The sequence below is a fragment of the Pseudoflavonifractor sp. AF19-9AC genome, from assembly GCF_003478995.1.
GTDB lineage: Bacteria > Bacillota > Clostridia > Oscillospirales > Oscillospiraceae > Lawsonibacter.
The window spans coordinates 496,155-513,255 of record NZ_QUGI01000002.1; the positions used below are offsets into that span (position 1 = coordinate 496,155).

At 61.8% G+C, this 17,101-nt stretch carries 15 protein-coding genes; 7 read left to right on the plus strand and 8 right to left on the minus strand.

What is annotated here, in order from left to right; genetic code table 11:
* Positions 1-106 precede the first annotated feature (106 nt).
* The 4 genes from DWX58_RS05290 to DWX58_RS05305 form a co-directional block, all read right to left on the minus strand.
* On the minus strand, positions 107-571 hold the full coding sequence (locus tag DWX58_RS05290; RefSeq protein ID WP_118641913.1) for a hypothetical protein: 465 nt from the start codon (positions 569-571) through the stop codon (positions 107-109).
* A gap of 22 nt (positions 572-593) precedes the next feature.
* On the minus strand, positions 594-1,094 hold the full coding sequence (locus DWX58_RS05295) for a DUF3592 domain-containing protein (protein WP_118641914.1): 501 nt from the start codon (positions 1,092-1,094) through the stop codon (positions 594-596).
* 30 nt (positions 1,095-1,124) lie between these two features.
* Positions 1,125-3,728, minus strand: coding sequence for a DNA mismatch repair protein MutS (mutS, locus tag DWX58_RS05300; protein ID WP_118641915.1), 2,604 nt, complete (start codon positions 3,726-3,728; stop codon positions 1,125-1,127).
* A gap of 879 nt (positions 3,729-4,607) precedes the next feature.
* Positions 4,608-4,844: a helix-turn-helix transcriptional regulator gene (locus DWX58_RS05305; RefSeq protein ID WP_158579219.1), complete on the minus strand. Its 237-nt coding sequence runs from the start codon at positions 4,842-4,844 to the stop codon at positions 4,608-4,610.
* Between the two features lie 89 nt (positions 4,845-4,933).
* Between DWX58_RS05305 and DWX58_RS05310 the strand changes: the two genes are divergently transcribed.
* Positions 4,934-5,194, plus strand: coding sequence for a hypothetical protein (locus DWX58_RS05310; protein WP_118641917.1), 261 nt, complete (start codon positions 4,934-4,936; stop codon positions 5,192-5,194).
* Position 5,195: 1 nt separating this feature from the next.
* On the opposite strand, the gene miaB is transcribed toward DWX58_RS05310, so the two are convergent.
* Positions 5,196-6,608, minus strand: a complete 1,413-nt coding sequence (gene miaB, locus DWX58_RS05315) for a tRNA (N6-isopentenyl adenosine(37)-C2)-methylthiotransferase MiaB (RefSeq protein ID WP_118641918.1) — start codon at positions 6,606-6,608, stop codon at positions 5,196-5,198.
* 246 nt (positions 6,609-6,854) lie between these two features.
* On the opposite strand from miaB, the gene DWX58_RS05320 reads away from it, so the two are divergent.
* The 4 genes from DWX58_RS05320 (at position 6,855) to argB (ending at position 13,322) form a co-directional block, all read left to right on the plus strand.
* Positions 6,855-7,922: an alanine racemase gene (locus DWX58_RS05320; protein WP_118641919.1), complete on the plus strand. Its 1,068-nt coding sequence runs from the start codon at positions 6,855-6,857 to the stop codon at positions 7,920-7,922.
* Positions 7,923-7,951: 29 nt separating this feature from the next.
* Complete coding sequence (locus tag DWX58_RS05325) at positions 7,952-9,172, plus strand: ATP-grasp domain-containing protein (RefSeq protein WP_118641920.1); 1,221 nt, start codon at positions 7,952-7,954, stop codon at positions 9,170-9,172.
* 1,043 nt (positions 9,173-10,215) lie between these two features.
* Positions 10,216-10,932, plus strand: a complete 717-nt coding sequence (locus tag DWX58_RS05330; protein WP_243093265.1) for an amino acid racemase — start codon at positions 10,216-10,218, stop codon at positions 10,930-10,932.
* Positions 10,933-10,949: 17 nt separating this feature from the next.
* A complete protein-coding gene (gene argB / locus DWX58_RS05335) occupies positions 10,950-13,322 on the plus strand; it encodes an acetylglutamate kinase (RefSeq protein WP_118641922.1) in 2,373 nt (790 codons plus the stop codon).
* 17 nt (positions 13,323-13,339) lie between these two features.
* On the opposite strand, the gene DWX58_RS05340 is transcribed toward argB, so the two are convergent.
* Positions 13,340-13,510, minus strand: a complete 171-nt coding sequence (locus DWX58_RS05340; protein WP_118641923.1) for a ribbon-helix-helix domain-containing protein — start codon at positions 13,508-13,510, stop codon at positions 13,340-13,342.
* A 134-nt stretch (positions 13,511-13,644) separates the two neighbouring features.
* On the opposite strand from DWX58_RS05340, the gene DWX58_RS15200 reads away from it, so the two are divergent.
* Positions 13,645-13,818, plus strand: coding sequence for a hypothetical protein (locus DWX58_RS15200; protein ID WP_158579220.1), 174 nt, complete (start codon positions 13,645-13,647; stop codon positions 13,816-13,818).
* Between the two features lie 678 nt (positions 13,819-14,496).
* On the opposite strand, the gene DWX58_RS05345 is transcribed toward DWX58_RS15200, so the two are convergent.
* The gene (locus tag DWX58_RS05345; protein WP_118641924.1) at positions 14,497-14,730 is read right to left on the minus strand and encodes a helix-turn-helix transcriptional regulator; all 234 of its coding nucleotides are present in this window, start codon (positions 14,728-14,730) and stop codon (positions 14,497-14,499) included.
* A gap of 113 nt (positions 14,731-14,843) precedes the next feature.
* Between DWX58_RS05345 and DWX58_RS05350 the strand changes: the two genes are divergently transcribed.
* Positions 14,844-15,029, plus strand: coding sequence for a hypothetical protein (locus DWX58_RS05350; RefSeq protein ID WP_118641925.1), 186 nt, complete (start codon positions 14,844-14,846; stop codon positions 15,027-15,029).
* A 77-nt stretch (positions 15,030-15,106) separates the two neighbouring features.
* Here the strand turns inward: DWX58_RS05350 and typA are convergent, their stop codons facing one another.
* Positions 15,107-16,936, minus strand: a complete 1,830-nt coding sequence (typA, locus tag DWX58_RS05355; protein ID WP_118641926.1) for a translational GTPase TypA — start codon at positions 16,934-16,936, stop codon at positions 15,107-15,109.
* Between the last annotated feature and the right edge of the window lie 165 nt (positions 16,937-17,101).

Below are 17,101 nucleotides of genomic sequence, written 5' to 3' on the forward strand. Positions count from 1 at the left end.
TCTACTATTTGGATCTATTTTGTTCCATCTGCTCCACCGAATTGGGGATCAGGACCAGCTTCCCCCGTCCAGGGGTGTAGCGCGCGGGCGTTCCCTGTTTCGCTGCTTAGCCCTCCGCGTCCTCTGTCCCGTCCAGACGCTCAATGGTCTGCTTCAGCGCCCAGCCCATCTCCCGGATGCTGCGGATGGAGGCATCCCGTTCCTTGCCCCGGACCAGAGCGGCCAGGCGCATGGTCTGCCGCCCCTTGATGATGAGATAGAGGCTGCCCTTGGTAAAGGTGCCGTTCTTCAGCCCCACCGAGTCAATGTCTTCCAGGGGCACCACCCGCGTCCCCACCGTCAGCTTCTCATCGTCCAGGGTCCAGTCCGCCGTATAAATATGCCAGCGGCGCAGCAGCGTCAGGCGCAGAATAATTGCCGCTGCAATCAGCAGACAGGTGGCTCCGGCCAGGGCGTCCTCGGTGGTGCTCTTCTCCAGGATGGACCACACCACGGCCGTGGCCAGGAGCACCCCCACCCAGTAGCCTTCATCCCGGGCGGCGTTGCGTAAAATCAGGTTTCCTTGCTGCATCTTGTTCTTCCTTTCTCAATCGCTAAGGGTTCCACCGGTACCGCAGGGTATCCGGGTCCACCCAGGCCCGGCGGGGTCGGGCGGGGTCGGCGTAGACGGTGAGCCCGGGGCTGTCCGCCAGGGGCTCCTGCCACAACAATTCACTGCTTACGGTGTACTCCCTGCCGTCCAGGGTGTATGCACACCGGAGGGTCCAGGGGGAGTGCTGTCCCGGAAGGGTGACAACGTTATCCACATTCCAGGTGATAAAGGGGTGGCGCTGTACCTCCAGCACCCGCCCGGGCAGAGGCACGCCCTCCGTCCGCAGACGCTTTTGTTCCCTCCGCTGCCGGGATTGGACCAGGGCACACACCCCGCCCGCTCCCAGAAGCACAAGTCCCAGCGTCACGAAGAACCAGGGGCTTCCCCCCTTTACGGACACGCCCAGTCCCACAAAGGCCGCCCCAATCAGGGCAAAGACGGCCCCCATGCCGGTCAGCAGCACGGTGAGCAGTCCGGCCATGGACCTGGGTGCCCGCTTCATGTTCGGTCCCTCCCGTTCCTTCCGCAGCTCTTATCCGTTCAAATCTTGCTTCAGCTCCGCCAGCAGGTTCAGTGCCTCGATGGGGGAGAGGATGTTCACATCGGTCATGCGGAGCTTCTTGAGCACCGTCTGGCCCCCCAGATCCATGAGGGATACCTGCTCGCTCTCCCCCACAGCCGGGGCGGCGGGCTGCACGCCCTGCCCCTGCTCCAGTTCGGTGAGGATCTCCCGGGCCCGCTTCACCACCCGGTCGGGCACGCCCGCCAGCTTGGCCACCTCCACGCCGTAGCTCTGGTCGGCGCCGCCCCGCACGATTTTCCGCAGGAAGATGACGTCACCGCCCCGCTTCTTGGCGGCGATGTTGTAGTTCTTCACCCCGGCAATCTGCCCCTCCAGAGCGGTGAGCTCGTGGTAGTGGGTGGCAAATAGGGTCTTGCAGCCCAGCCGCCTGGGGTCGGCGCAGTACTCCAGCACCGCCCGGGCGATGGCCATGCCGTCGTAGGTGCTGGTGCCCCGGCCAATCTCGTCCAGAATGAGGAGGGACTTCCGGGTGGCGTTTTTCAGCAGGGCGGCCACCTCGGTCATCTCCACCATGAAGGTGGACTGGCCGGAGGACAGGTCGTCGCTGGCTCCGATGCGGGTAAACACCCGGTCCACCACGCCCACGTGGGCGGACTTGGCGGGGACGAAGGAGCCCATCTGGGCCATGAGGACGATGAGGGCGGTCTGGCGCATGTAGGTGGACTTACCGGCCATGTTGGGGCCGGTGATGATGGCGCACTTGTCGTCGCCGCAGTCCATGTGGGTGTCGTTGGGGACGAAGGGGGCGCCCTTGAGCACCTTTTCCACCACCGGATGGCGGCCCTCCACAATGGTGAGGGTGTCCGAGGCGTCCACCAGGGGCATGCAGTAGTTGTTGGCGGCGGCCACGGTGGCAAAGGAGTTCAAAACGTCCACCTGAGCCACGGCGGCGGCCGACTTTTGAATGTTGTGCACCTGGGCGCACACCTGGTCCTTGAGGGAGCAGAAAATCTGGTACTCCAGGGCGGTGACGGTGTCCTGGGCGGAGAGGATGGCGTGCTCCAGCTCCTTCAATTCCTGGGAAATATACCGCTCGGCGTTGACGGTGGTCTGCTTCCGCGTCCAGTCGGCGGGCACCAGGTCAATCTGGGACTTGGCCACCTCGATGTAGTAGCCAAAGACCTTGTTGGACTTGACCTTCATGTTCTTGATACCGGTCTGCTCCTTGGTGCGCACCTCCAGCTGAGCCAGCAGCTCGGCGGAGTGGTTCAAAATGTTGCGCTGGTAGTCCACCTGCTCATCGTAGCCGTCCCGGATGAAGCCGCCCTCCCTCACGGAGAAGGGGGGCTCGTCCACCAGGGCGGCGCGGAGAAGCTGGCAGAGCTGGGGCAGGTCGTCAAGCTCCTCCCGCAGGGACTGGAGGAGGGCGGAGGAGCAGCCCTCCAGCAGGGATCGGATACGGGGCAGCTTCTCCAGACCGGTACACAGGGACACCAGGTCCCGGCCTCCGGCGGAGCCATACACCACCCGGCCCATGAGGCGCTCCAGGTCGGTGACCTCCCGCAACACGGCGGAGAGCTCCTCCCGGGTGATGATGTCCTCCACCAGGTCGCTCACCGCCTGCTGCCGCCGCCCGATCTGGACGGGTGAGAGGAGAGGGCGCTCCATCCAGCCCCGGATGAGCCGCCCGCCCATGGCGGTCTTGGTCTTGTCCAGCACCCAGAGGAGGGAGCCCTTCTTATCCTTGGAGCGGAGGGTGGAGGTGAGCTCCAGGGTCTGCCGGGCGGTGAGGTCCAGCTCCATAAACTGCCCGGAGGTGTAGTAGGTGAAATTGGCGATGTGGCCAAGGTCGGTCTTCTGGGTCTCGTAGAGGTAGGCCAAGAGGCCCCCGGCGGCCCGCACCGCTCCGGTGTCCCCCTCGGGGAGGGTTTCCAGGCCGGTTTTGAACTGCTTCTTCACCAGGGCCTGGGCGGCCTCCAGCCGGAAGCGGGCCTCGCCCCCGTTCTCACAGGGGCAGTCCAGCCGCTCCCTGAGAAATTCCCCCAGGCCCTCCGTCTTCCAGGCCCCGTCGGACAGCACCGCCTCGGCGGGGTGGAAGCGGCCCAGCTCGTTTTTCAGGTGGTCCTCCGCCTCCTCCCCGGCGGGGAAGGAGGTGGCGAAGACCTCGCCGGTGGAGATGTCGCAGAGACACAGGCCCCAGCCGGATGCGTCGGTGAAGATGCCGCAGATGTAGTTATTTTTGCCCTCCTCCAGCATGGAGGAGGCGATGACGGTGCCCGGGGTGATGATGCGGATGATGTCCCGGTCCACCAGGCCCTTGGCCAGAGCCGGGTCCTCGGTCTGCTCGCAGATGGCCACTTTGTAGCCCTTGGCGATGAGCCGGGCGATGTAGCTGTCACAGGAGTGGTAAGGCACGCCGCACATGGGGGTGCGCTCCTCCGGGGGCTTGTTCCGGTCCCGGGTGGTGAGGGTCAGGTCCAGCTCCTTGGACACCAGCTTGGCGTCCTCGTTGAACATTTCGTAAAAATCCCCCAGACGGAAAAACAAAATGGTGTCGGGGTTGCGCTCCTTCATTTCCAGATACTGCTGCATCATGGGGGTCAGCTCTGCCATGGGTTCACCGTCTTTCTTTCTCGTTGTGTAAGTTGCTTGGTTGTGGTGCGTTGTGGTTCGGAACAGGATTGTGGTAGGGGCGGATACCATCCGCCCGCGGTATCAAGTTACGGTAACTCCGTAGGGGCGCACAGTGTGCGCCCGCCGGTCTTGCTTGCGTCTTTTCCGTAGGGGCCGATGTCCCCATCGGCCCGCCGCATCAGGGCACAAAGCGGTATATGGGGGATTTCGCCTGCGGGCGGGATGGGGATATTTCGCCCCCGGGCGAGTGACTTTCTGTGCAGACAGAAAGTCACCAAAGAGCTGCCTAAGGGAAGGGGGATTTCGATTTCCCCCTTCCCTTAGGAAACCCATCCCCTTGAAACGACCAATCAGGGGGGACTGCGGTCCCCCCTATTGGATGTACCCCCAGGGGATGGAGATGCCCTAAACGGTTCTGCGAAAAATCGAAAGAAGTAGGCGACAAGATACGCTGCCGGGTGCAGCACTGAGACGTGGGTGCGTCCCGCAATAAGTTTCCGCCAATCCAGTGTACGTCCCGGTGACGGATCCGTTCACCTGAGCCCTTCCGCGAGGGCGGAAAGGCAGGCGCGTCGCCTCTTGTAGAAGTAGATGGTCATTTAACCGCCTCTTAGCGGCAGCGGTCGGCGCTTAGACACCAATCCTGGGTTTTTCCCGCGCCGGTGGGATTTTTTCCACCTTCTTGATGGCTCTCCCGTAAAATCAAAAGGGGTCCGGGGGAGGCGGCATAAAAACACGGAGTGTTTTTCCAGACGCCGTCCCCCAGCGGCGTTTTGCCTACTTTGCCGACGCGGGCAAAGTAGGTCGCCCGCAGGCGAAATCCCCATTTTCCTCTCAGTTCAGCAATCCGATCTGTCCTTACGGAGCATCCTGCCCGGACTCCGGGCCGGGAACGTCGCTCCGTCCTGCCAAATAATCCAGCGTCACCCCGTAAAAATCCGCAATCCGAACCAGTGTGGACAATCGAGGCTCCGCCGTTCCATATTCATAATTCTGATAAGCCCGGGGAGCAGCGTTTATTCCTTCCGCCACCGCAGGCTGCGAAAGCCCCCGCTCCTTGCGCAGGGCAATCAGCCGCTGGGAAAAAATCGACATATGTGCCTCCATCTCTTGACAACGCATAAAGATACGTTTATCATAACATCAAAGTAACGCATCTTTTTGCGTGTAAGGGGGATTTTTACGTGTTCACACTGATTGACCTTTTATATCAATACGCCCAGGAGCACCGCATGGCCGCGGCATTGGCCGCCGCTGGGCCGGACTTCCGCGCTGCCTGCCGTCTGGCGGAGCAGGAGCGGACGGAGCTGGAAACCCTTCTGGAGGGGCGGGCGGCGGGGCTCTTTTCCCGCTATCTGGACCACCAGGCCCAGGCGGAAGAGGACGAACGCCTTGCCCTGTTCCAATGCGGCCTCTCCCTTGGCCGGGAGCTGGCCCAAATCTAGCTCACACCAGCTCGCCAAACAGGGACCACTTGTTGGCCCCGGTAATCTTCACATCCCGGAACTGCCCCACGGCCTCCTTGCCCCCCACAACCCGCACCAGGCGGTTGCCGGGGGTCCGGGCGGTGAGGTCCCAGCGGGAATCATCGCTGAACCCATCCACCAGGCAGCGCACGGTCTTGCCCACATAGGCGCCGTGCTTCTCCTCGGAGATGGCGTCCTGGAGGGCCAGCAGGCGGTTGAAGTTCTGAAGCTTCTCCTCGTGGGACATGGGGTCCTCCATCTTGGCCGCAGGAGTGCCCGGCCGGGGGGAGAAGATGAAGGTAAAGAGGGCGTCAAAGCGCACCTCCTCCAGCACCTTGAGGGTGTCCTCAAACTCCTCGGTGGTCTCCCCGGGGAAGCCCACAATGATGTCCGAGGTAAGGACGATGTCGGGAATGAGGGACTTCAAATCCCGGATTTTATCCAGATACTCCGCCCGGGTGTGGCGGCGGTTCATAGCCTTCAGCACCCGGTCGTTGCCCGCCTGGAAGGGCAGGTGCAGCACAGGAGCCACCTTCTCGCACCGGGCCATGGTCTCGAAGAGCTTGTGGGTGGCGTCCTTGGGGTGGGAGGTCATGAAGCGGATGAGAAAGTCCCCGGGGATGGCGTTGACCTTCTCCAGAAGGTCTGCAAAGTCCATGGGCTCCTCCAGGTCCTTGCCGTAGGAGTTCACGTTCTGCCCCAGGAGGGTGATGTCCTTATAGCCCTCCGCCACCAGGCCCTCCACCTCGGCCAGGATGTCCTCCGGCTTCCGGGAGCGCTCCCGCCCCCGGACGTAGGGCACAATGCAGTAGGTGCAGAAGTTATTGCAGCCGTACATGATGGATACCCAGGCCTTCACCTTGTCCTGGCGCACCACGGGGATGCCCTCGGCGATGGAGCCCGCCTCGTCGGCGTTCTGGAAGATGCGGCCCCGCTGGGTAAGCAGGGTGTGGACCATCTCGGGGAACTTCCACAGGGCGTGGGGCCCGAAGACCAGGTCCACATGGCGGTAGGACTGGCGGATTTTCTCCGCCACGCTGGGCTCCTGCATCATGCACCCGCACAGACAGATGAGCTGCTCGGGGTGGCGGCGCTTCACGTGGACCAGGGCGCCCACGTTGCCCAGCACCCGCTGCTCGGCGTGCTCCCGGATGGCGCAGGTGTTGATGACGATGACCCGGGCCTTCTCCTCATCGGTGGTGAAGCCGAAGCCCATCTGGGCCAGATACCCCCGGATGCGCTCGGAGTCGGCCTCGTTCTGCTGACAGCCGTAGGTGTCCACAAAGGCCAGGGGCTGCTGGGGCCACTGGGCGGTGACGGCGGCAACTTTCTGGCAGAAGTCCAGCTGCCGCTCCACGTCGGCGGGGGAGATGGTGGTGGTGGTTCGTTCCATGGGGAAAAGCCCTCACTTTCCGGATGTTCAGGCGCCCCCTGGGGAAGGGAAGGCCCTGTCTGGGCAGCCCCGGGCGGGGACTGCCTTAAGAATAATAGTATATCAGTTTTCCCCAAAAAACTCAAGGCCGTCCCCACCGGCTTCCACCCGGTTCAGGGCGGTTTTTCATTGCCTTTTAGGCCCGGAAGTGGTAAAATGAAGTGTTAAGATGGGTAAACTCCCAGAGAGACAGAAGGAGGCCTCCCTATGCGCAAGCTGGTCATTGAAAAAAGCGCCGTAAAAAACAACCTCTCCGTCATCAAGGAACACGCCGCCGGAGCGGTGATTTACGGTGTCCTCACCGGAGACGGAGGGGGCGCGGGCATTGTGCCCCTTGCCCAGCTGCTGCGGGACGAGGGGATTGGCCGCTTTGCGGTGTGCGAGGTGTCCGAGGCCGAAGCCCTGCGCAAGGCGGGCTTTGTGGACGAGGAGATCCTCATGCTCCGCTCCACCACCGACCGGGAGGAGCTGGAGCGGCTGGTGGACCTGAACGTGGTGTGCACCATCTCCTCGGTGGACACGGGCCTTGCCCTCAACGCCCTGGCGGAGAACCGCTCCACCGTGGTGGAGGCCCACATCCAGGTGGACACCGGCATGGGCTTCGGGGGCTTTTTGGTGGGGGAGCCGGAGAAAATCCTGCTGGCCTACCGCTCCCTGCCCAATGTGGCCCTCTCGGGTATCTATACTCAGCTTCACGCCGCCCGCCCCGGCGACCCGGAGGCCAAGCGCCAGCTGGACCAGTTCCACAAGGTGCTGGACGCCGTCCACGCCGCCGGGTTTGAGACGGGCCTTGTCCACGCGGCGGGCTCCTTTGCCCTCCTTCACGACGCCACCGCCCGGCTGGACGGGGTGCGGGCCGGGTCGGCCATCCTGGGCCGTTGCCGCCGCACCAAGAACGACGGGCTGAAAACGGTGGGCTACGGCGTCGCCCCCCTCAGTGAGGTGCGCTGGCTCCCCAAGGGCCACACCGTGGGGACGGACAAGCCCATCGTGCTGAAAAAGCCCACCCGGGTGGCGGTGCTGCCCGTGGGCTACCAGAACGGCTTCGGGGTGGTGCGCACCCGGGAGCTGGGCTTCTGGGCCATGTTCCGCCGCTGGCGCCGGAGCAAAAAGCGCACCGTGCGCATCGGCGATCAGCGCGCCCGGCTGCTGGGTCCCATTGGCGCCACCGAGACCCTGCTGGATGTGACCAACCTGCGCTGCTCCGCCGGAGATCCGGCTGTATTTGAGATTGACCCCCTGTTTGCCAAGGGCTTTCAGCGGGAATACAAATAAAAACCGAAGAAAAAAGGATGTCTCTGACTATGAATCAAACTCGTTCCTTCCAGCCGCTGCTCTTCGGCGGCGACATCAACGTTTACAGCGTGGCCCGTGCCTTCCACCAGGCCTACGGCGTCAAGTCCGTGGCCTTTGGCAAGTACCCCTCCTTCCCCTGCAAGGGCAGTGCCATTCTGGACTACCGGGTGTGTGCGGAAAATGAGAGCGACGCCTCCTTCCTCAAGAATGTGGAGGACGTGTGCCGGGAGTTTTCCGACAAGACCGTGCTGGTGCTGGGCTGCGGCGACAGCTATGTGCAGCTGTGCGCCCGCTACAAGGACAAGCTGCCGGAAAACGCCATCGCCCCCTACATCTCCGAGGACCTTCTGAACTCCCTCATCAACAAGGAGAAGTTCTATGAGCTGTGCGATAAGCACGGCATCGACCACCCCGCCACCTTCATCTACGACAAGTCCATGGGCCACAACTTTACCCTCCCCTGGGGCCCGCCCTACATCGCCAAGCCCGCCGACTCCGTGGCCTACTGGGCCTGCGGGGACGCCTCCCTCAACAAGGTCTACGTCTGCCAGAGCTGGGAGGAGCTGCTGGCCGCTCTGGACAAGGTGTACGCCGCCGGCTACCAGGACCACATGGTCCTCCAGGAGTTCATCCCCGGAGACGACAGCTACATGCGGGTTTTGACCAACTTCTCCGACCACAACGGCCAGGTGAAGCTCATGTGTCTGGGCCACGTGCTGCTGGAGGAGCACTCCCCCCACGGCATCGGCAACCACGCCGTCATCATCACCGAGCGGGATGAGGAGCTGGAACTGAAGATCCGGGACCTGCTGGAGAGCCTCCACTTTGTGGGCTTCTCCAACTTCGACATTAAGTTCGACCGCCGGGACGGCAAGTACAAGGCCTTTGAAATCAACTGCCGTCAGGGACGGAGCAATTACTATGTCACCGGGGCCGGGTGCAACATTGCCCGGCTGCTGGTGGAGGACGTCATTGAGGGACGGGAGCTGCCCTTCGTGATGACCCAGAATCCCTCCCTGTGGCGGATGGTGCCCAAGGCGGTGGCCTTTAAGTACACCCCCAAGTCCTACCACAAGCAGATGCGGGACCTCATCCGCGCCGGGGCGGATCATCATTCCCTGGTTTATGAGGGAGACGCCTCCCTGAAGCGGCGGCTGCGGGTGTGGAAAAATCACCTGGGAAATATTAAGCGCTTTGGGAAGTACAACAAGGTTCCCACCGAGGATTAATATCTAGGAATAAGCAGGGGAGATGGGTGTAAAATTCACCCATCCCTCCTGGTTCTTTCCTTCTTCGTAGGGGCGGATGATATCCGTCCGCCGTAACAAGTTACTGCCTCTCCGTAGGGGCCGATGTCCTCATCGGCCCGTTCAGGTTTATGCCATGCCCCCGTGGAAAACAGATGAACATTCCGCCTGCGGGCGGGACGAGAGAAAGAATGTTTCGCCTCCGGGCGAGTAACTTTCTGTGCAGACAGAAAGTTACCAAAGAGCTGCCTAGGGGAAGGGGGATTTCGATTTCCCCCTTCCCCTAGATACCCCATCCCCTTGAAACGACCAATCAGGGGGGCTTCGGCCCCCCTATTGGATGTACCCCCCGGGGGCTGGCGGTGCCCTGCAAGGTCCAGCGGAAAACTGGCGGAGCAGGTGACGAAACCCGCAGCCAGGTGCGGCACCGGAACGCGGTGCGACTTACGGCGCGTTTTCGCTAATACCGTGCACGTCCCGGTGAAGGGGCGGCCCGCCTGAGCCCTCCCGCGAAGGCAAAAAGTTAGGCGCGATGCCCCTTGTAGAAGCAGGTGGTTATTCAACCGCTTCTTAGCGGCAGCGGTTGGCGCACAGACACCCATTCTGGGCTTTTCCCGCGCCGGTTGGGTACCTTCCGACCCTCTTGATGGCTCCCCCGTAAAATAATGGGGGTCTGGGGGAGGCGGCATAAAAACACGGAGTGTTTTTCCAGACGCCGTCCCCCGGCGGTCTTTTGGTTCCTTTTGCACCGCTGCAAAAGGAACTCGCCCAAAGGCGAAACAATTCTCCCGCCCGCAGGCGGTACCAAACTGAAGCCCAGCGCAGCGGGTTCAGTTTGGAGAGGAGGTACAACGGAATGAGCGAGGCCTGACCGTTAGGTCGGGACGAGGGATATGCAGTTTGTACCGACGAGCCGTCGCGGGCAAAGTAGGTCGCCCCGCAGGGCGAAACCATCCCCATCCCCGCCCGCAGGCGAAACACCCCTATCCACAAAAAACCTTCTGCTCTCAATTATGGTGAATGCTATGGAATACCGTCTCGGTGTCCTTGGCGGCATGGGACCGCAGGCCACCAACACGTTTTATCAATTTGTCATCGACCGCACCGACGCCCGCTCCGACCAGGAGCACGTCAACGCCCTCATTCTCTCCGACAGCGGCATGCCTGACCGCACGGGGGCTATTCTGGGCACGGAGGAACAGCGCAAGGCGGTCTTCAACCGCCTCCTGAGCGACGCCCGGCTGCTGGAGAACGCGGGCTGCACGGTCATCGCCGTGCCCTGCAACACCTCCCATTTCTTCCTGGACGAGGTGCAAAAGCACATCTCCATCCCCATTCTCCACATGATCCGGGAGACTGCCCTCTACCTGGCGGCCCAGGGCAAGCGCCGCCCGGGCATTCTGGCTACCGACGGCACCATCCAGACCGGCCTCTACCAGAAGGAGTTTGCCGCCCAGGGCATTGAGGCCCTGACCCCATCCCCCGAGGCCCAGAAGCTGGTCATGTCTCTCATCTACGACGACGTGAAGGCGGGCCGGGACGGGGACCCGGCCAAATTTGCCGCCATCCACCGGGACCTGGCGGCCAAGGGCTGCGACTGCGGGGTGCTGGCCTGCACGGAGCTGTCCGTCTTCGCCGACAAGCACCACCTGCCCCCCTTCTACACCGACGCCATGGCCGTGCTGGCCGAGCGGGCCGTCCAGGCCTGCCACAAGCCCCTGCGGACCATCTTTATCAAATAAACTGAGGTGACCCACTTATGGATCTGACCCTTCACACCCTGGGCGACTACCTGGCCCTGCTGGAGGAGCGCAATCTGCTCACCGCCCCCATCCCCGACGGCCTGGACCGGACCGCCCCCGTCTCCCTGGTGTCCTACGACTCCCGGAACGTGGTGCCCGGCACTCTCTTTCTCTGCAAGGGTGCCCACTTCAAGCCGGAATTTCTCCAGAGCGCCAAGGACCTGGGGGCCGCCGCCTATGTGAGCGCCCAGCCCTACCCCCAGGTGGACCTGCCCTGCATCCTGGTCTCCGACATGCGGGAGGCCATCGCCCCTCTGGCCGACCTCTACTACAACCACCCCTCGGGGGAGCTGAAGGTCATCGGCATCACCGGCACCAAGGGAAAGTCCTCCACCGCCTACTACCTCAAGTACATTCTGGACGAGTACGCCGCCCAGGAGGGGAGAGGGGAGAGCGGGGTCATCTCCTCCATCGACACCTACGACGGGGTGGAGCGCTTCGAGTCCCACCTCACCACCCCCGAGCCCCTGGAGCTCCAGCGCCACTTCGCCCACGCCCTCCAGTCCGGCCTCCAGTACCTGACCATGGAGGTGTCCAGCCAGGCCCTCAAATACCACCGCACCCTGTGCACGGAATTTGCCGCCGCCTGCTTTTTGAACATTGGAGAGGATCACATCTCTCCCATCGAGCACCCCGACTTTGAGGACTACTTCACCTCCAAGCTGAAAATTTTTGCCCAGGCCCGGATCTGCTGCGTCAACCTGGACTGCGACCACGCCGACCGGGTGCTGAAGGCCGCCCAGGACAGCGGAAAGCCGGTCATCACCTTCTCCCAGAAGGACCCGGAGGCCGACGTGTACGGCTCCCAGGTGGAAAAGCGGGGGGGCGACACCCTGTTCCGGGTGCGGACCCGTCGGTTCCAGCGCCAGTTCCGGCTCACCATGCCGGGGCTCTTCAATGTGGAAAACGCCCTGGCCGCCATCGCCCTGTGCCAGGGGCTGAACATTCCGGAGCGGTGCGTCTATGTGGGCCTCATGAAGGCCCGGGTGCCCGGTCGGATGGAGGTCTACTCCAACGCCGACGAGAGCGTCACCGCCATTGTGGACTACGCCCACAACCGCATGTCCTTTGAGACCCTGTTCCGCTCGGTGAAGGCGGAGTACCCCGGCCGGCGGATTGTCACCGTCTTCGGCTGTCCGGGGAAGAAGGCCCTGGACCGGCGGCGGGATTTGGGCGAGGTGTCGGGACAGTATTCCGACCTGGTGGTCCTCACTGAGGAGGACAGCGGGGAGGAGGACACCCTGTCCATCTGCCAGGAGATCTCCGGCTATGTGGCCGCCCAGGGCTGCGACTTCTCCATCGAGCCCAACCGGGGCGAGGCCATCCGCCAGGCCATTCTGGGCTGCACCGTGCCCTCGGTGCTGCTCATCACCGGCAAAGGGGCGGAGACCCGGCAGAAGCGGGGAACGGAGTACATTGACACTCCCTCGGACGTGGACTACGTCCACACCTTCCTGCGGGAGTACGACGTGCAGCACGGCCTGGACGGCCTGGAGAAGGTGCGCAGCCTCCTGTCCATCCTCCCCGTCCTCAAGCGGGCGGAGGGCCAGACCGTGGTAGTGAAGTACGGCGGCTCGGCCATCGGGGCCCACGCCCAGGCGGACACCACCCTCCAGGATGTGGCCGCCCTGCGGATGGCAGGGGTGCGGGTGGTGCTGGTCCACGGAGGCGGCAAGCACATCACCGCCCTGCTGGATAAGCTCCAGGTACCCACCCACTTTGAAAACGGCTACCGGGTCACCGACGCTCCTGCTCTGGAGTGCGCCGAGCTGGCCCTGTCGGCCCAGGTGAACAAGGCCATTGTTCAGGACCTGGCCCGGCTGGAGGTGTCCGCCGTGGGCATCTCCGGAAAGGACGGCGGGCTCATCACCGCGGCGGTGAAGGACCCGGCCCTTGGCCGGGTGGGGGCCATCACCAGGGTCAATCCCAAGGTGCTGAACACCCTGCTGGACGGAGGCTTCCTGCCCGTGGTGTCCCCCATCGCCCTGGGGGAGGACGGGGACGGCCTCAACTGCAACGCCGATGACGCCGCCCGGGCGGTGGCTCAGGCGCTGGGGGCCGACCGGCTTATTTTCCTCACCGATGTGGGGGGAATCCTCATTGACAGCCACAACAGCAAGACCGCTCTGGACCGCATTGACGTGCGCCGGGCGGAGGAGCTCATTGAGGCGGGCCTCATTGCCGGGGGCATGGTGCCCAAGGTGCGGGGCTGTCTGGATGCCATTGCCGGCGGGGTGGGGGAGGTCTCCATCCTGGATGGCCGAGGCGAGCACGCCCTGCTGCTGGACATGCTGGGCCAGCGGGTGGCCGGAACCACCATTACCAAATAAAAAAGAAGGCTGGCGGATTACTCCGCCAGCCTTTTTTCATATTTTTTCAACAGGTCCTCAATGGCCTCGTCAATAAGCCGGGATTTGGGTACTCTGGTCTTTTTGGAGAGTTCGTTCAGCGGCTCCACCAGGGCATTGTCCAGAGAGGATATTAACTTCGTCCGGTTTACAAGCTTGGGCTCCGCCACGTTACTCACCACCCTATACCAGATAGTCACTATTTCGTGGTATTAGTGTACCAGTCGAGTTATTTTCAATCAACTAGGAACTATTTATTGACTAAATAGTGACTATATAGTATTCTGGCCATGAGGTGATTGTTATGCGGAAGGCGCAGGGAAAAGCAGACCTTTCTGTGGAAGTCGATAGCAAGACGGCAAAGGCTCTGGATTATATTGCTCGCTTCCATGGCTGCACGGTGGAGGAGTTGGTGGAAAACTACATCAAATCGGAGCTGGACAAGCTGCCGGATCCGCCCGCCGACTTTGAGGAGTAACGGATTTCGCCTGCGGGCGGGACGGGGGTTAGAGATGTTTCGCCTCCGGGCGAGTGACTTTCTGTACAGACAGAAAGTCACCAAAGAACTGTCAAAGGGGAGAGGGATTTCGATTCCCCCCTCCCCTTTGAAATCCCCACTCCTTGAAACGACCAATCAGGGGGGACTGCGGTCCCCCCTATTGGATGTACCCCCAGGGGCTGGCGGTGCCCTGAAAGAACCAGCGATGAACTCCCAAAGCAGGTGACGAGACGCGCTGATCAGTGCAACACTGGAACGCAGTGCGTCTCATAGCAAGTTTCCGCCAATCCAGTGTACGTCCCGGTGACGGAGCCGTCCGCCTGAGCCCTTCCGCGAGGGCAGAAAGGCAGGCGCGATGTCTCTTGTAGAAGCAGATGGTTATTCAATCGCCTCTTAGCGGCAGCGGTTGGCGCACAGACACCAATCCTGGACTTTTCCCGCGCCGGTTGGATTTTTTCCACCTTCTTGGTGGCTCCCCCGTAAACATATCAGTGGGTCCGGGGGAGGCGGCATAAAAACACGAAGTGTTTTTCCAGACGCCGTCCCCCGGCGGTCTTTTGGTTCCTTTTGCACCGCTGCAAAAGGAACTCGCCCGCAGGCGAAATATCTCTATCCCCGTCCCGCCCGCAGGCGTACAAGTGACTCGTCATTCTGAAATCACGGCTCACCGGAAAGCAATTCTTCATAAGAAACCTGAAGCAGCTGCGACAGCATCTTGAACTCATCCAAATAGATATGCCGCTGCCCTGCCTCAATTTTTGCCAGTGCACTTCTGGTAATATCGCAGTTGTTGGTTTGAAGCTGGGCCGCCAGCTGTTCTTGCGTCAAACCCCGCTGCTTCCGCAGCTGCCGGATTTTTTGTCCCACCAGATATTCAAATTCTTCATTCATTGTATCCGCATCCTTTGCTCCTGTTTGCGCACAAATACGATTTGACAGTAACAAAAAATGCCCTTATAATTGCACTTATATAGGTGCAATTATAAAGAAAGGAAGAACAGAATATGGAAGAATCAAATTCTCATGGATATAAGAAACTGTATTTTTCACTTTTTAACCACATCAGCGACGCAGTAACGGCGCTGGATCAAAAGGATTACTCCCTTGCAAGAGCCATTCTGTGCACTGCGCAGCAGGAGGGAGAGGAGCTGTATTTGGAGGAGGACCCGGACGAGGGAGACATTCCTTAGTTTGAAAAGGAAACGCCTGGTATTTTACGTTTCATAAAATACCAGGCGTTTTGAATTTCACCGCATATCAGGCTATTTTAGCCCTTCTTCTTGGAGGCCTCACGCATCCGCAGGCCGTGGTCCAGAATGCGCTTGCGCAGACGCAGATTCTCGGGGGTGCACTCCAGCAGCTCGTCATCAGCCAGGAACTCCAGGCACTGCTCCAGGCTCATCTGCTTGGGGGTGGTGAGCCGCAGGGCATCGTCGGAGCCGGAAGCACGCATGTTGGTCAGCTGCTTCTTCTTGCACACGTTGACGGAGATGTCCTCCTGCTTGGGAGTCTCGCCCACGATCATGCCGGCGTAAACCGGGGTGCCGGCGCCGATGAACAGGGTGCCGCGCTCCTGGGCATTGAAGAGGCCGTAGGTCACTGCCTCGCCGGTCTCGAAGGCCACCAGGGAGCCGTTGCTCCGGCGCTGAATCTCGCCCTTGACGGGGGCGTAGGAGTCAAACACGGAGGCCATGATGCCCTCGCCCTTGGTGTCGGTGAGGAACTCGTTGCGGTAGCCGAAGAGGCCGCGGGCGGGCACCAGGAACTCAATCTTCATCCGGTCGCCCACGGGGTTCATCTGAACCAGGTCGCCCTTACGGGAGCCGATCTTCTCCATGACAGCGCCCACGCTGTCGGCCGGCACGTCCACCACCAGGCGCTCGATGGGCTCGCACTTCACGCCGTCAATCTCCTGGTAGAGCACACGGGGCGGGGAGACCTGGAGCTCATAGCCTTCCCGGCGCATGGTCTCGATGAGGATGGACAGAGACATCTCGCCGCGGCCGGCCACGTTGAAGGAGTCGGTGGAGTTTTCCACCTCGCTCACCCGCAGGGACACGTCCTTCAAAGTCTCCCGGAACAGGCGCTCCCGCAGCTGACGGGAGGTGACAAACTTGCCCTCCTTGCCCGCGAAGGGGGAGTCGTTCACCGAGAAGGTCATCTCGATGGTGGGGGCGGAGATCTTCACAAACTCGATGGGCTCCACACATTCGGTGGCGCAGATGGTGTCGCCGATGGTGATGTCGCCAATGCCGCTCATGGCAATGATGTTGCCGGCGGTAGCCTCGGTCACGGGCACCTTGCCCAGGCCGTCGAACTCATAGAGCGCGGTGGCCTTGGCCTTCTTGGGGGCGGCGTCGGGGTCGTGGTAGTTGCACACGGCGATCTCCTGGTTCTGCTTCACCGTGCCCCGCTCAATGCGGCCGATGGCGATACGGCCTACAAACTCGTTGTAGTCGATGGAGGACACCAGCATCTGGAAGGGAGCGTCCACATCGGCCTCGGGGGCGGGGATATACTCCAGAATGGTGTCGAAGAGGGGCTTCAAATCGCTGCCCGCCACGTCGGGCTGCACGGAGGCGGTGCCCTGACGGCCGGAGCAGAAGAGCATGGGGCTGTCCAGCTGCTCGTCGGTGGCGTTCAGGTCCATCAGGAGCTCCAGCACCTCGTCAATGACCTCGTACACACGCTGGTCGGGGCGGTCGATCTTGTTGACCACCACGATGACCCGGTGGCCCAGCTCCAGGGCCTTGGAGAGCACGAAGCGGGTCTGGGGCATGGGGCCCTCAGCGGCGTCCACCAGCAGGATAACGCCGTTGACCATCTTCAGAATACGCTCCACCTCGCCGCCGAAGTCGGCGTGGCCCGGAGTGTCCACGATGTTGATTTTCACGCCGTTGTACTCAATGGCGGTGTTCTTGGCCAGAATGGTAATGCCGCGCTCACGCTCCAGGTCGTTGGAGTCCATGACACGCTCCACGGTCTGCTGATTCTCCCGGTAGATGCCGCCCTGCTTGAGCATCTCGTCCACCAGGGTGGTCTTTCCGTGGTCGACGTGGGCAATGATGGCAACGTTTCTCAGTTTCTCATTCTGCATACATACGTCTCCTTACTTTCTATGACAAAGGCCGCCCGCCGCACGGAGTGCACCGGCGGCACCTACATGTAAAAGCCCCCAAACACAGCGTTTTGGGGCTGTCTCCACAATCGGACGGAATATTATATCCCCATTTTTCAAAAAACGCAACGCCTTTTCCCTGAA